The organism is Janthinobacterium sp. BCJ23, from assembly GCF_059617945.1.
Genome location: NZ_JCAQAW010000004.1, coordinates 76,782 through 91,590, shown reverse-complemented (window position 1 = coordinate 91,590; position 14,809 = coordinate 76,782). Strand labels below are relative to the sequence as shown.

Sequence of the window (14,809 nt, the reverse complement as noted above, 5' to 3'; positions counted from 1 at the left end):
ATCAGCGGCTGGCGGCCAGCTTGCGCTGCCACAAAGCCACGTCGATCATCACGCCATCGGCGCCCGTGTTGCGGATATAGACGCGGTAGCTGCCCTGCCCCATGTTGCCATCGAGGTAGGCCGTGCGCTCATTGCGCTGCAGCCGGGCGCCCTTGGCCAGCTGGCGATAGCGCTCGACCACCGTGTCGAAACTGGCATAGCTGCGCAGCGCCACTTCCAGGTCGCGCGGCGGGCGGCCTTCCGCATGGTCGAGCACATTATTCTGTTTCTTGCCCTTCAAGGTGAGCGGATAGGCAAACACGCCCGCGCCGGCCGACGTCAGCACCGTGGATTTATCGAGCAGCAGCGGCAGCAGCGCCGGCGGATACGCGGGCGGCAGCTGGGCACGGTTCCAGCCCGGCAGGGCCGGCTGCGCCAGCACATATTCGACGGTGGCGATCTTTTGCCCGTCGGCGCCCGCTTCCTTGTCGCCCGCGATCAGCGCCAGCATGGGCGGCAATTGCCGGGCCCAGGCCAGCAAGGGCGCCGCATCGCCAACCAGCATGCCCTTGCGGTGGAACACGGTCAGTACGGCGTTCGGATCGGGATTGCAGACCTTCGCCAGCGGCTGGCCCTCCAGGCGGCAATGCCCGTTGACGAGGCCAAAGGCGATGATGGCGCCGCGCTTGTCGAGCAGCATGGCACCGCGTTCGCGGCCCTGCTTGCGGTCATTCATCGACGCCAGCAACTGGCGGCCGTCGGCCAGCACGGTGCGCGTGGCGTCGCGCTTTTCGCTGATCGCTTCGAGCGCCTGCGCCAGCAGCAGTTCATCGTCCTCCGTGTAACTGCCGCGCGCGTAACCGAAGAAATCGAACAGGGCCGCGCGCACCTGCGGGTCTTCGCTCAGGCGCGGCAAGGGACCGCCGGCCAGCAAGGACGACAGGCTTTTCCCGGCCGGCGCCGAGGGCGCCGCCGTGGCGCGGGCGGGCTGGGAAAGGATGCAGGCCGCTGCCAGCAAGGCGCCGCCCAGGGTGCGGTAATTCGAAAAAATGATATGCATGATTCTGTCTGTCGGGGATTTGGCCGCTCTTGCGGCCACGCATGGCGCGCCGGCGATTCTAGCATGGCGCCAGCCCCCATGCCGTGCGGCTGGCGGGCGGCGCGTGCGCCGGCGCGGCTGTTATCATGGCTGCAATGACGATCTCTCCTACCGCTTCGACACTGCTCGTCCTCCTGCCCGGCATGGATGGCACGGCCAGTCTGTTCCACCATTTCGACGCCGCCTTGCGCGCGCACAGCGCCATCGACACCTTGGCCATCGCCTATCCGTCCGCGCCACTCGACTATGCGGCGCTGGAAGCATTCGTGCGCGAGCGCCTGCCGCGGGACCGCCCTTTCGTCGTGCTGGCCGAATCGTTTTCCGGACCGCTGGGGGCGGCTTTGCGCGCCGATCCGCCGCCTGACATGCGCGCCCTGGTCCTGTGCTGTTCGTTCGTGCGCAATCCGCGCCCGATGCTGGCGCCGCTGCGCCACCTGCTCGGCCTCGTGCCCTTTGGCGCCATGCCCGGCTTCGCCCTGCGCCAGGCGCTGCTGGCGCCCTTCTCCACGCCGCAGTTGCAGAATGAACTGGCCGCGGCGCTGGCGCAAGTGCCGCCGGCAACGCTGCGCCAGCGCCTGCGCGCCGTGCTGGAAACGAACGCCTCGCGCAGCTTCGCGCGCGGCAGCCTGCCCGTGCTGTATCTGCGCGCCCGCCACGACCGCCTGGTGCCGCCCGCGAACGCCGTGCAGATACTGCGGCAGGCGCCGGGCGCGCAAGTGATTGACATTGCCGCGCCGCACATGCTGCTGCAGGCGGCGCCGGAAGCGGCCGCCGTCGCCGTCGCCGCTTTTATTACGGGCCTGTCAGCCGCGCAAATATCGGCTTAAACGCGCGCTGGCCAGCACGGCCAGCCAGCTCAAGCCGCCCGCCAGCACGCTGAAGTAGATGGCCCGCAGCGGATGCTGGGGCAACAGATACGCGAGCACGGCCGCACCCAGCAAGCCGCACAGCGCAGGCTTCCACCAGCCAGGCGGCAGCAGCGCCAGCAGCAGATTCGTGCCCGCGTACACGTAAAACACCAGCAGCAAGGCCAGGCCGCCGGCCACGCCGCGCGAGCCCAGGCTGCCGAACAGCTGCGTGTACAGGAAAAATCCCAGCCAGCTCAACACAATAAACAACAGGCAGCCCAGCGCATGCGCGCCCAGGCCCGCCATCAGGCGCTTCTTCATGGCCATCATCCGTATCGTCCCGTGCAAAGCCGCATCATAGCGATTTTGCCGGCAATGCGACCGGTTGACTTGCCTACCTACTAGATGGTAGACTTATTTCGAACCCGGTATTTCACCCGGCAATCTTTTCGCGCCACGGCGCATTCGACCTTTGCGAGGCATTACATGCATCAACTGTTCACCCCCTATGACCTGTCCGGCATTTCCCTGGCCAACCGCGTCGTCATGGCGCCGATGACGCGCACGCGCACGCTCGAAAACAATCCCGATGCGCTCACCGCGCTGTATTACGCCCAGCGCGCCTCGGCAGGCCTGATCGTCACCGAGGGCTTGCCCGTCTCCGATGAAGGCCGCGGCTATTTGTACACGCCCGGCATCTACAGCAGCACGCAGGGCCAGGGCTGGCGCCAGGTCACCGATGCCGTGCATGCCAAGGGCGGCAAGATCTTCGCCCAGCTGTGGCACGTGGGCCGCATGTCGCATGTGTCTATCCAGCCGGGCAACGCGGCGCCCGTGGGCCCCAGCGACGTGGCGGCGGAAAACACCACCGTCTACGCCTGGATCGAGCCAGGCAAGGCGGGGCCGGTGCTGCCCAGCGTGCCGCGCGCGCTGAGCGTCGACGAGATCGCGCGCGTCACCGCCGACTTCGTGCATGCGGCAAAAGTTGCTATCGACGCTGGCTTTGACGGGATCGAAATCATGGCAGCCAACGGCTTCCTGTTCGACCAGTTCCTCAGCAGCGCCGTCAATACGCGCACCGACCAGTATGGAGGCAGCATCGCCAACCGCCAGCGCTTTTTGCTCGAGACCATAGACGCCCTGTCGGCCGCCATCGGCAGCGGCAAGGTCGGCGTACGCGTCTCGCCGTTCGGCCGCCTGTACGACATGCGCGCCTATGCCGATGAAGCGCAGGTGTGGAGCAGCGTGGCCCAGGCCCTCAACACCAGGAAGCTGGCCTATGTGCACCTGAACTACCAGCCGACCATCACGGCGGCGCAAGTGCCACCCGGCTTTGGCGCGCAATTCCGCCAGGACTACCACGGCACCCTGATCGGCGCGGGCGGCTTCACGCAGGAACTGGCGCGCAGCGAGCTGGAAAAAGGCGACCTCGACCTGATCGCCTTCGGCATGCCGTTCATCTCCAACCCGGATCTGGTGGAGCGCATGCAAAACAACTGGCCGCTGGCCGACAGCGACCGTTCGACCTATTACGGCGCCAGCGGCGCCCCGTCCCACGGTTATACCGACTATCCCGCGTATGGTGCGGCGCCTGCCAGCAATATGCTCAATGGCATCAATGTGGCGGCATTGCAGCAATTCGCCCAGGGCGTGGCAGGGCATCCCGGCAAGGGCGAGGCGCGTTTCAACGTCAAGACCCGGTGGCAACACCAGACGCGCAGCGTGGCCACCGTCAGCCACTATGTGCTGGGCGGTGAAAAGCATGCGCGCCATTTCGAGATCGCCTCGGACGAACCGCATGAATTGCTGGGCCAAAACACGGCGCCCAATCCGCAAGAACTGCTGATGGCAGCCCTCAACGCCTGCCTGTCAGTCGGTTACGCAGCCAATGCGGCGGCCATGGGTATCACCGTGCACAGCCTGGAAATCGAAACGGACGGCAAGCTGGACCTGCGCGGCTTCCTCGGCCTGGACGAGAACGTCAATCCCGGCTACGACGAAGTCAGCTACGTGGTGCGGCTGCGCACGGATGCCTCGCGCGAGCGCGTCGAGGCGCTGCACCAGGCCGTCACCAAAACGTCGGTCAACCTGGCCAATTTCTCGAAGGCCATCCGCATGCTGCCCACCCTGGAAATTATCGAGGCCTGATACCCATCCCTGGAATCATCGAACCACCAACCCGCGCGCAAGCGCCTACATAGCGAGGAAATCATGGAAGACTGGAAACAAGCTCGGCAAGATATCAACACACGTGCGTTGCAACTGAACGCACTGACGCCCGACACCATGAAAGGCATCGCCGCACTGGGCGGCGCCGGCGACAAGACCAACCATCTCGACGCGAAAACGCGGGAACTGATCTCGCTGGCAGTGGCCGTCACGACGCGCTGCGACGGCTGCATCGCCTTCCACGCTGCCGCCGCCAAGAAACTGGGCATCACCACCGAGGAAATCGCCGAGGCGCTCGGCGTGGCGATCAACCTCAATGCCGGCGCCGCCGTTGTGTACAGCACCCACGTGCTGGACGCGTTCGACAAGGCTTGAACTGACGCATCAGCCGGCCTGGCATGCGTGCACGCCGGGCCGGCCACTCAAGGAGCAACCATGAAAAACAACACACAAGCGCTGGTCGTCGACATCTGGTCCGATTTCGTCTGCCCCTGGTGCTGGATCGCCAAGCGCCGCTTCGAGAAGGCCCTTGCCGCTTTCGAACACAGGGACACCGTGCAGGTCAGGCTGCGCGCCTACCGCATCGCACCGAACCATCAGGCCGAACCGATCAAGGCAGCCTTGCTGAAAAAATTTCGCGATCCGATGGCCGCCGAGGGCATGCTGTATTCGGTGCAGTCGCATGGAGCGGCCGAAGGCCTGGACTACCGCTTCGACACCATGCTGTTTGGCGACACCATGGACGCGCACATGCTCGTCAAGGCCGCCGGCGACACGGCTTTGCAACAGCGCCTGGTCGAAGTGCTGTATGCGCAGAGTATTTCGCACGGCAAGTCGCTGTTCGACCGCGATTCCCTCGCCCTGCTCGCGGCGCAGGCGGGCGTGCCTGCCGAGGCGGTGCAGCGCGCGTGGTCGACACCGCAATTGCGCCAGCAGGTGCAGGACGATGAGCGCAGCGCCTCGCGCATCGCTTCCGGCGTGCCGCTGTTCGTCTTTGGCAATGGGACGCACATTTCCGGCGCGCAGCCGCAAGAGGTATTCCTGCAGGCACTGGAAAAAATGCATGCCAGGTCCCAGGAGGATCTGGCCGCATCGGCCGGGGAAATGTGTGGCCTGGACGGCTGCATCCTCCCTTAAGCGCTGGCGGCAGCTTCCCTGGCAGGTCCCGCCGTGTCCAGGTAGCCATGGACGGCGCGCCCCAGGCGCCGCGCAAGCGACGCCATATCCGTTTCTCCCCGCAACGCCGCGGCGTCGATGATGCCGCGGCATAGCGCAATCACGTCGGCGGCGGCCATATCAGGATCGGCGACGCCATGACGCGCCAGCAGCCCCGTAAGCTGGCCCGATAGCGCCTGCCGCAAGGTCTCGTCCTCATGCTGCAACGATGGCGACGACGGCGCCGATTCCAGCGCGAGGGCAAGCGCGGGGCGCCTGAACTGGTGCGCCAGGCCGGCCATCACACCCTGTTCTATCGCGAACGGCAATTCTCCCTCCAGCGCCATGGCTAGACCCACGTCGTGCAGCAGCACTGCGCGTTCGCGGCGCACCAGTTCGGCCAGCAGCGCCTCTTTCGACGGGAAGTACTGGTACAGGGAGCCGATGCTGACGCCGGACAGCTCGGCAACGTGATTCGTCGTCAACGCGGCCCAGCCCCGCACCTCGATAATGCGAGCAGCCGCCTCCACCATCGCCGCGACGGTGGCGGCCGATCTGGCCTGGGACGGCCGCTTGCGGGGTTCTCCATGCGCTGCAGTTTTTGCCATGAATGCGAGTAGCGGAAGTGGGTAGTAAAACTTATTCTAAACGTTCCACAAACAACCGTCCTTGCCGATACGAGAACGCCATGCACACCTACACATTCCTGCGAATACTGCACGTTGTCGCCGCCATCGCCTTCATTGGGCCGATGATGCTGACGCCGCGCCTGCTGAACCTGATGCGCGAGCCTGCCGGCCGCGACACCTTGCATAAGCTCCACCAGCAGATCGCCGTCGCAGGCTCGATACTGCTTGCCGGCGGGCTGGTCCTGCTGTACCAGCAAGAATGGGCCTGGCTGCACATGGGCTGGATGCGGCTGTCCCTCGCGCTTTTTATCGGCGCGCAAGCCATCGATCATTTTTGGGCGGACAAGGTGGAAGAGAAGGTGGAACAGGGATACGCGCAGGCGGTCGCCAGGCTGAAAACCTGGCTGTGCATCAAGCTGGCCGTGTTTTTGACCATCTGCGCGCTCATGATTGCCAAGCCCGCCCTGTTTGCCTGAGCGGGCTGACCCGCGCTACGCCAGATTGTCGAGCATGTAATGGAAAGCGGCCAGCGGATCGGTCGACGGCCCCAGGGCCCAGCCGATAAAGCTGGCGCCTTCCAGAGCGCTGAGCAGCATGAAGGCATAATCCTTCGGCGCTTTCCGCAAGGTCCAGCCATGCAGCTGCGCCGCCTGCACGAGATTGTTTTCCATCCAGTCCAGCTGCTGCGCCATCAGCTGCCGGCCCAGAGCCTGCAGCGATTCGGGCAGCGCCGCCATTTCGGCCGCGAGCGCGCCGCACAGCGGCAGCAAATGGTCGTTGGCGCTGGCCAGGAACAGCCCGCCGAACTCGCGCAGGCGTTCGACCGGATCGGCATGCGCCGCATCGATCGCCTGCAGCTTTTCGGTAAACACGTCGATATATTGCGTGATCAAGGCCACGCCGAGGTTTTCCTTGGTGGGGAAATGGTGGTGGATACTGGCCTTGCGTATGCCGATTTCTTCCGACAAATCGGCATAACTGAAAGCGGCGTAGCCTTTCGAACGCAGGTGGATCTCTGCGCTTTTCAAAAGGGCGTCGCGGGTACTCACTGACATGACAGGCTCCTGCATCAACGGCCATGCCGGCCATTGACGGATTAAATTCAACAAGGGCCAATTATGCCTGAAGTCGCCGCGGCCAGGGCTTGGGGCATGCGCATGAAAAAGCCGGCCCTTTCGGGAGGAAAGGGCCGGCTTCAGTACATCGGCCACCGCCGCCGTGTCGGATTACGCTGCGCTAATCCGACCTACGTCCGATGTCCGCAGTGGTGACTACTTCGCCGAATTGAGCAGCAATTCGTTCAGGCGTTTCACGAAACTGGCCGGGTCGGCCAGCGAGCCGCCTTCGGCCAGCATGGCCTGGTCGAACAGGATGTTGGCCCAGTCGCCGAACTTGCCGCCTTCCGCGTCTTCGTATTTCAGGCGCGTCACCAGCGGGTGGTTCGGGTTGATTTCCAAAATCGGCTTCGATTCCGGCGCGCTCTGGCCCGCCGCTTTGAGCATGCGCAGCAGGTTGCCCGACAATTCGTTTTCATCGGCCACCAGGCAGGCTGGCGAATCGGTCAGGCGGAACGTGACGCGCACGTCCTTGGCCTTGTCGGCCAGCACCGTCTTCATCTTGCCCACCAGGTCGGCGTACGAGGTTTCCGTTTCTTCGTGCTCCTTCTTTTCCGCTTCGTCTTCCAGCGCGCCCAGGTCCAGGCCACCCTTGGCGACGGAGACCAGTTCCTTGCCTTCGAAGTCCTGGATAAACGACAGCATCCATTCATCGACACGGTCCGTCAGCAGCAGCACTTCGACGCCCTTCTTGCGGAAGATTTCCAGGTGCGGGCTGTTTTTCGCTGCGGCGTAGTTGTCGGCCGTGACGTAATAGATCTTGTCCTGGCCTTCCTTCATGCGCGCCACGTAGTCGGCGAACGACGTGATTTGCTCGTCGCTGTCGTTGGCCGTCGACGCAAAGCGCAGCAGCTTGGCCAGGCGTTCCTTGTTGGCCGCGTCTTCGCCGATGCCTTCTTTCAGCACCTGGCCGAATTCCTTCCAGAAGACGGCGTACTTGTCCTTCTTGTCCTGCTCGTCCGCGTTCGCCAGTTCTTCCAGCATGCCCAGCACGCGCTTGGTCGAGCCTTCGCGGATGACCTTGACGTCGCGCGACTCCTGCAGGATTTCACGCGACACGTTCAGCGGCAGGTCGGCCGAGTCGATCACCCCGCGCACGAAGCGCAAATAGGTCGGCATCAGCTGCTCGGCATCGTCCATGATGAAGACGCGCTTGACGTACAGCTTGATGCCGCCGCGCTTGTTGCGGTCCCACATGTCGAACGGTGCCTTGGCCGGGATGTACAGCAGCTGCGTGTATTCGCTGCGGCCTTCCACGCGGTTATGCGTGTGCGTGAGCGGCGACTGGAAGTCGTGCGACACGTGCTTGTAGAATTCGTCGTACTGTTCCGGCGTGATGTCGGCCTTGTTGCGAGCCCACAGGGCGCTGGCCTGGTTGACGGTTTCGAATTCGTCTTTCAGGACGGTTTCTTTTTTCTCTTCGTCCCACTCTTCTTTCTGCATCACGATCGGCAGCGAGATATGGTCCGAATATTTGCGGATGATGGATTTGATCTTCCAGCTCGACAGCAGTTCGTCCTCGCCTTCGCGCAGGTGCAGGATGATGTCCGTGCCACGGCCCGTTTTTTCGATGGTCTCGATGCTGTAATCGCCTTCGCCGGCCGACTCCCAGCGCACGCCCTCGGAGGCGTCCACGCCGGCGCGGCGCGTTTCGACGGTGATCTTGTCGGCGACGATGAAGCCCGAATAGAAGCCCACGCCGAACTGGCCGATCAGGGCCGCATCCTGCTGCTGGTCGCCCGACAGCTTGCCGAAGAATTCCTTGGTGCCCGACTTGGCGATGGTACCCAGGTGCGAGATCGCCTCGTCGCGGGTCATGCCGATGCCGTTGTCGGAAATGGTGATGGTGCGCGCATCCTTGTCGAAGCTGACCTTGATCTTCAATTCGTGATCGTTGCCGTACAGAGCGTCGTTATCGATCGCTTCAAAGCGCAATTTGTCGGCCGCGTCGGACGCGTTCGAAATCAATTCGCGCAGGAAGATTTCCTTGTTCGAGTACAGGGAATGGATCATCAGGTGCAGCATTTGCTTCACTTCGGTCTGAAAACCCAGGGTTTGCTTTTCGGAGACAGCCATTTTTACCTCATAGTCTTGTGGATGGGACGGATTCTACGGAGTTGGGGATGGTGCCAGCGATTTCAAGAGCGGCTGCCGAAAGTCGCCTCTAACCCAGCGCGCGGGCGAAAAACGCCCACACCCGCTCGTCCTGCACCGTGGCCAGGTTCAGGCGCATGCGGGTCGACGGCAGCTGGCGCGGCGAGAACAGGCTGCCCGGCGCCAGCACCAGCCCCTCGGCCAGCGCCTTTTCGGCCAATACATTCGTGTCGCAGCCCGCATCGGCCCACACGAACATGCCGGCCGGCGCGGGATCGAAGCGCAAGCCTGCCTGTTCGACCTTGCGATACGTACCCTCGCGCACCTTGTCGAGCCGCGCGCGCAGGCGCTCCACATGCTTGCGGTACAGCCCCTGCGAGAGGATTTTATACACGACCCTTTCGCCGATGTCGCTGGTGGTGAGGGTCGCCAGCATCTTGCGGTCGGCCAGGCGCTGCGCCCGCTCATTTGATGTGGCGATGAAGCCCACGCGCAGGTTCGCCGCCAGGCTCTTGGAAAAGCCGCCCAGGTAAATCACGCGGCGCAGCTGGTCCAGCGCGGCCAGGCGCGTGGCCGGCTGCACCGCGCCACCCGGGTGCATGTCGCAATAGATGTCATCCTCGACGATGAGGAAATCGTGCTGTTCGGCCAGACGCAGCACCTGGAATGCCTTGGCCGCCGACAGCGACGTCGAGCTGGGGTTGTGCAGCACCGAGTTGATCACGTACAGCTTCGGACGGTGCAGGGCCGCCAGCTCGGCCAGCACGGCGATATCGGGGCCGTCGCCGAGGCGCGGGATGCCGATGACATTCACGCCCATGGCGGCAAAGGCGCCGAACATCAGCCAGTACGCGGGATCGTCGACGAAAATGGTGTCGCCGGGGCGGGCAAACTCGCGCGCCACCAGGTCCAGCGCCTGCATCACGCCCACCGTGGTGACGATCTGTTCGGGCGGGCAGGCGATTTCCAGCCCCGCCAGCTTCAGCTGCAATTGCTGGCGCAGCGGCAAGAAACCTTGCGGCATGCCATAGCCGAGCAACAAACTGCCGGGCTGGCGGCTGACTTCGCGCAAGGCGCGCGCCACGAGGTCGCCATCGAGCCACTCGGCGGGCAACATGCCGATGCCGGGCGCGGGAATGGCCGGCGTCTGGCGGAACATGTTACGGATCAGCCACACCACGTCCATCGGCTGCGCCGCTGCTTCCTGCGCGCCAGCGGGCGCCGCCGGCGTGTTCAGGGGCGAGCGCTCGCGCACGAAAAAGCCGGCGCCGCGCCGCGATTCCAGGTAGCCGCGCGCCACCAGCTTGTCGTAGCTGCCCACCACCGTGGCGCACGACACGTCCAGGCCGGCCGCGCACTGGCGGATCGACGGCATGCGTACGCCACCGCGCAGCAGCTTGTCATCGATGCGCGCCGCCAGCGAGCGCGCGATCTGGTCGATCAGGGTTTCGCCCGAGGCGCGCGACAGCAAAGGCAGGGACGGAGAGGCGAGTGTATTGCTCATATGACCATCACAGTATGTGGAATTATGCGTAAAAGTGTATTTGTACTGTATTGCTATTGCGCCCTAGGATAGCAGTACCGGGCGCATTCATCCACATCTGCCCGCCTTTATTCCACACCACCCGCACCAGGACAGCCATGCCATCGCACGCCACACCCTCCCCCAGCCATTACCTGCGCCTCGGCGCCGACCGCAAAGGCCTGCTGCTGGGCTTGATCGCCGTCACCCTCTTCAGCCTGACCCTGCCCTTTACGCGCCTGGCCGTGGCCGAACTCGATCCCACCTTTGTCGCCCTGGGCCGCGCCCTAGTCGCCGCCTGCCTGGCCGGCCTGTGGCTGTGGCAGCAGCGCGCACCGCTGCCGCGCCGCAAACAATGGCTGCCGCTGGCCCTGGTGTCGCTGGGCTGCGTGGTGGGTTTTCCGTGGCTGACGTCGATCGCCATGCGCAGCCTGCCCGCCTCGCACGGCGCCGTGCTGGTGGGTATTTTGCCGCTGGCCACTGCCGTGTTTGCCGTACTGCGCGGCAAGGAGCGCCCTTCCCCGGGATTCTGGCTGATGGCCCTGCTCGGCACGGCGCTGGTGGTGGCGTTCGCGCTGCGCCAGGGCGGCGGCAGCTTCCACCTGGCCGACTGGCTGATCTTTGCCGCCGTGCTGCTCGCCGCACTCGGCTATGCGGAAGGCGGGCGCCTGGCGCAAGCCATGCCGGGCCAGCATGTGATTTGCTGGGCGCTGCTGCTGGCCGTGCCTTTTGTCTTGCCCGTGGTCCTATGGAACGCGTGGCCCCAGCGCGCGCTGATGGCGCAGGCCAGCGGCGCGGCCTGGCTGGGTTTTGCCTACATCTCCGTGTTTTCCATGTTTATCGCCTTCTTTTTCTGGTACCGGGGCATGGCGCTGGGGGGCGTGGCCCGTGTGGGGCAGACGCAGCTGCTGCAACCCTTCCTTACCTTGCTGGGTGCCGCCGTGCTGCTGAACGAGCCATTGACGGGCGAAAGCCTGCTGTTTGCCGGCGCCGTGATCGCCGTGGTGACCATCGGGCGCAAGCTGAAGTAAGGTTTCTTGACGCCCATTTGCAACGCCGTTGCGCGTGCACATGGGCACGGCGGCGTGCAAGCCGTACAATACCGCAGCACCATGGCGGCGCCTATCCGGCGCCGCTTGCGAACGCACCGCCACAAGCGGGCCAACAAATCCAGCCAGCGCAGCTCGGCATCTTCTGTGAGACTCGTATGAAAATTGAAAATCCGAATCCGATCCAATGGCGCTTTGCCGAACGCGCGGAACAGCTGCAAAGCTCGTTCATCCGCGAAATCCTGAAGATCACGCAGCGTCCCGAGATCATCTCGTTTGCCGGCGGCCTGCCCTCGCCCGCCACCTTCCCCGTGGAAGAAATGAAGATCGCCTTCGACAAGGTCCTGTCGAACAATGGCAAGGTGGCCCTGCAATACGGCCCGACCGACGGCTACCTGCCGCTGCGCCAGTGGATCGCCGACTCGCTGTCGAGCAATGGCAGCACCATCCTGCCGGAACAGGTGCTGATGACGTCCGGCTCGCAGCAGGCGCTGGACTTGCTGGGCAAGGTCCTGATCGACGAAGGCAGCAAAGTGTTGGTGGAAACCCCCAGCTACCTGGGCGCCCTGCAAGCGTTCTCCGTCTACCGTCCCGAATTCGTTTCCGTCGATACCGATGACGAAGGCCTGGTGCCGTCGTCGATCAACCCCGTCGCCGATGGTGCCCGCCTGTTGTATGCGCTGCCGAACTTCCAGAACCCGACGGGCCGCAGCCTGTCCGTGGCGCGCCGCGTGGAGCTGGTGGAAACCTGCGCCCGCCACGGCCTGCCGCTGATCGAGGATGATCCGTACGGCGCCCTCAGCTACAGCGGCGAGCCGTATCCGAAGATGATCAACATGAATCCGGACGGCGTCATCTACATGGGCTCGTTCTCGAAAGTGCTCACGCCCGGCATCCGCCTCGGCTACGTGGTGGCGCCGATGCCGCTCGTACGCCGCCTGGAACTGGCCAAGCAGGCGGCCGACCTGCACACCTCGCAGCTGACGCAGATGGTCGTGCATGAAGTGATCAAGGATGGCTTCCTGGACCGGCACATCCCCAGCATCCGCAGCTTGTACGGCAACCAGTGCCAGGCCATGCTGTCGGCGCTGGAAGAACACTTCCCGGCCGGCGTCACGTGGACCAAGCCGGAAGGCGGCATGTTCATCTGGGTCACCCTGCCGAAACACATCGACGCGATGAAACTGCTCGATGAAGCCATCGCCAACAAGGTCGCCTTCGTACCGGGCGCGCCGTTCTACGCGAACACGCCCGACACGCACACTCTGCGCCTGTCGTTCGTGACAGTACCGCCGGAACGCATCCGCGAAGGCATCGCCATCCTGGGCAAACTGATCGCCGCAAAAATGTAATTGCATTCTCCACGCCCCGCCTGACGCGGGACGTGTCCCCCGCTGCCCCTGCACCAGGGGCACGCGTCTTTTCCGCCTAAAAACCGCTTTCATGATAGCAATTGCGTGTATTTATTTTTAAAAATATCATAAAAATAATACTTTCATTGCTCGCGTAACATCGATTTTTTCACCCAAAAAAATGGCGAGGCGGTATGATTTGACGGCTGTATCAGATTTGAACCCGGTCAGCATCACCGAATATGCAGCAAACGCAGGCAGCGCAGAGTACATCGAGAAGGCCGGAAGCAATGAGTCCAGGCAGTGTGGAGCATTCCCAGCGGCATGAAGCCGCCATTTTGATTGTCGACGATGCGCCGGCCAACCTTGAGCTGCTGCGCAAGCTGATGAGCGAACAGGGTTATCAAACCTATGTCGCCACGTCCGGCGAGCGGGCGCTGGCGATCGCCCAGCGCGCCCAGCCCGACCTGATCCTGCTCGACGTGCTGATGCCGGACATGGACGGCATCGAAACGTGCCGCCGCCTCAAGCAGCATCCGCTGACGCAGCGCATCCCCGTCATCTTCATGAGCGCCAAGACGGAAACGGAAGACGTGGTGGCCGGTCTCGACTGCGGCGCCGTCGACTACATCAGCAAGCCGCTGCGCATGGCCGAAGTGTGTGCGCGCGTGCGCGCCCAGCTGAAAATCCGCAGTAACAATGAAACCCAGCAGGAACAGGCCGAGCGCCTGCGCACCATCGTCAACAACATGGCCGAGGGCTTGCTGATCATCGAGGCCGATGGCCGCATCCAGTACACCAATCCGGCCTGCGACCAGTACCTGGGCTACCGAGAAAACGAACTGGCCGGGCGCTTCATCGGCGAGCTGCTCAGCCCCCTCGTGACGCAGGAATACCTCGATTATTTCGCCATGCACGCGGCCAATCCGGAAAAGGCGCACAACCACGGCACGCGCGAAGTGGCGATCCGCCACCGCAACGGCGCGGCGCTGAGCATGGACCTGACCTTGACGCCCATGTATCTGCGCCAGCCCCTGTATATCGGCCTGCTGCACGACATCACGCACCACAAGCAGTCGGAAGACGCGCTGCAGCGCGCCGCCTATCTCGACCCGCTGACGCAGATCGCCAACCGCCGGCATTTCGACAGCTTCCTGGAAAAAGAATGGCAGCGCGCCGTGCGCGGCGGCGGTGCCCTGTCGCTGGTGGTGCTCGACGTCGACCACTTCAAGCTGTACAACGACAGCCTGGGCCACCCGGCCGGCGACCTCTGCCTGCAGCAGGTGGCGCAGGCGATCGCCGCCCACGCCAGCCGCTCCGGCGACCTGGCGGCCCGCTACGGCGGCGAGGAATTCGTCTTGCTGTTCGCCGACACGGATGCCGACAGCGCCCTGCACCTGGCCGAGGCCATCCGCGCCAGCATCGAAGCGCTGCAACTGCCGCATCCGCGGTCAAGCACGTCGCCATGGATCACCGTCAGCATCGGCGTGGCCACCATCCGCCCGCACCAGCTGGACGACCGCGAAGCCCTGTTCGTCGCCGCCGACCGCGCCCTGTACGTGGCCAAGGAAGCGGGCCGCAACCAGGTCCGCGCCACGCACTCGGGCAGCACGGCCTGGGAAACGGTCAAGGCGATCGTACTGCGTTAAAGCTTAGCAAGACATGCGGCAAACAAAGAGTAGGCCCACGTCCCACGCAAAGGCACCCCGGGGCCAAGCGGGCCTGAAAAATGTCGAGGGCAAGGCGCAGCGACGCAGACAGTACGAATGTACGGCAAGGAAGCTGCAACGCCGCCATC

Annotated in this window: 14 protein-coding genes and 1 pseudogene; 9 read left to right on the top strand and 6 right to left on the bottom strand. The window is 64.1% G+C overall.

Features of this window, described 5'->3' with window-relative positions; genetic code table 11:
* Position 1: 1 nt before the first annotated feature.
* Entirely contained in the window at positions 2-1,039 is a 1,038-nt protein-coding gene (locus tag AC54AG_RS14615) for a hypothetical protein (RefSeq protein WP_051991956.1), read from the bottom strand.
* 125 nt (positions 1,040-1,164) lie between these two features.
* Between AC54AG_RS14615 and AC54AG_RS14610 the strand changes: the two genes are divergently transcribed.
* Complete coding sequence (locus tag AC54AG_RS14610; protein ID WP_496630760.1) at positions 1,165-1,905, top strand: alpha/beta fold hydrolase; 741 nt, start codon at positions 1,165-1,167, stop codon at positions 1,903-1,905.
* Here AC54AG_RS14610 and AC54AG_RS14605 read toward each other — a convergent pair.
* Complete coding sequence (locus AC54AG_RS14605) at positions 1,882-2,247, bottom strand: hypothetical protein (RefSeq protein WP_072454881.1); 366 nt, start codon at positions 2,245-2,247, stop codon at positions 1,882-1,884. The two genes, AC54AG_RS14610 and AC54AG_RS14605, sit on opposite strands and share 24 nt — an antisense overlap.
* Before the next feature lie 165 nt (positions 2,248-2,412).
* Here AC54AG_RS14605 and AC54AG_RS14600 point away from each other — a divergent pair.
* The 4 genes and pseudogenes from AC54AG_RS14600 to AC54AG_RS14585 all read left to right on the top strand — a co-directional run.
* Positions 2,413-3,507: pseudogene (locus AC54AG_RS14600) on the top strand (alkene reductase); the annotation flags it as partial.
* Positions 3,508-3,528: 21 nt separating this feature from the next.
* A complete protein-coding gene (locus AC54AG_RS14595; RefSeq protein WP_436482043.1) occupies positions 3,529-4,074 on the top strand; it encodes an OsmC family protein in 546 nt (181 codons plus the stop codon).
* Between the two features lie 63 nt (positions 4,075-4,137).
* Positions 4,138-4,470 carry a carboxymuconolactone decarboxylase family protein gene (locus AC54AG_RS14590; protein WP_319992594.1) on the top strand — a complete coding sequence of 111 codons (333 nt, stop codon included), beginning with the start codon at positions 4,138-4,140 and terminating at the stop codon, positions 4,468-4,470.
* A 60-nt stretch (positions 4,471-4,530) separates the two neighbouring features.
* Positions 4,531-5,232 (top strand): DsbA family oxidoreductase, encoded by a 702-nt coding sequence (locus AC54AG_RS14585; protein ID WP_496630759.1) that lies wholly within the window; start codon positions 4,531-4,533, stop codon positions 5,230-5,232.
* Here AC54AG_RS14585 and AC54AG_RS14580 read toward each other — a convergent pair.
* A complete protein-coding gene (locus tag AC54AG_RS14580) occupies positions 5,229-5,783 on the bottom strand; it encodes a TetR family transcriptional regulator (protein ID WP_496631005.1) in 555 nt (184 codons plus the stop codon). The genes AC54AG_RS14585 and AC54AG_RS14580 overlap by 4 nt on opposite strands.
* A 155-nt stretch (positions 5,784-5,938) precedes the next feature.
* Between AC54AG_RS14580 and AC54AG_RS14575 the strand changes: the two genes are divergently transcribed.
* Positions 5,939-6,355 carry a hypothetical protein gene (locus AC54AG_RS14575; RefSeq protein WP_496630758.1) on the top strand — a complete coding sequence of 139 codons (417 nt, stop codon included), beginning with the start codon at positions 5,939-5,941 and terminating at the stop codon, positions 6,353-6,355.
* 15 nt (positions 6,356-6,370) lie between these two features.
* Here AC54AG_RS14575 and AC54AG_RS14570 read toward each other — a convergent pair whose 3' ends face one another.
* From AC54AG_RS14570 to AC54AG_RS14560, 3 genes are all read right to left on the bottom strand, one after another.
* Positions 6,371-6,934 (bottom strand): TetR/AcrR family transcriptional regulator, encoded by a 564-nt coding sequence (locus AC54AG_RS14570; RefSeq protein WP_070306130.1) that lies wholly within the window; start codon positions 6,932-6,934, stop codon positions 6,371-6,373.
* A 216-nt stretch (positions 6,935-7,150) separates the two neighbouring features.
* Positions 7,151-9,070 carry a molecular chaperone HtpG gene (htpG, locus tag AC54AG_RS14565; RefSeq protein ID WP_496630757.1) on the bottom strand — a complete coding sequence of 640 codons (1,920 nt, stop codon included), beginning with the start codon at positions 9,068-9,070 and terminating at the stop codon, positions 7,151-7,153.
* A gap of 88 nt (positions 9,071-9,158) precedes the next feature.
* Complete coding sequence (locus AC54AG_RS14560; RefSeq protein ID WP_496630756.1) at positions 9,159-10,592, bottom strand: aminotransferase-like domain-containing protein; 1,434 nt, start codon at positions 10,590-10,592, stop codon at positions 9,159-9,161.
* Between the two features lie 137 nt (positions 10,593-10,729).
* On the opposite strand from AC54AG_RS14560, the gene AC54AG_RS14555 reads away from it, so the two are divergent.
* The 3 genes from AC54AG_RS14555 (at position 10,730) to AC54AG_RS14545 (ending at position 14,660) form a co-directional block, all read left to right on the top strand.
* Positions 10,730-11,641 carry a DMT family transporter gene (locus AC54AG_RS14555; RefSeq protein WP_496630754.1) on the top strand — a complete coding sequence of 304 codons (912 nt, stop codon included), beginning with the start codon at positions 10,730-10,732 and terminating at the stop codon, positions 11,639-11,641.
* 176 nt (positions 11,642-11,817) lie between these two features.
* Positions 11,818-13,011, top strand: coding sequence for an aminotransferase-like domain-containing protein (locus tag AC54AG_RS14550; protein ID WP_496630753.1), 1,194 nt, complete (start codon positions 11,818-11,820; stop codon positions 13,009-13,011).
* Positions 13,012-13,301: 290 nt separating this feature from the next.
* Positions 13,302-14,660 (top strand): diguanylate cyclase, encoded by a 1,359-nt coding sequence (locus tag AC54AG_RS14545; protein ID WP_072454801.1) that lies wholly within the window; start codon positions 13,302-13,304, stop codon positions 14,658-14,660.
* Positions 14,661-14,809: the final 149 nt, after the last annotated feature.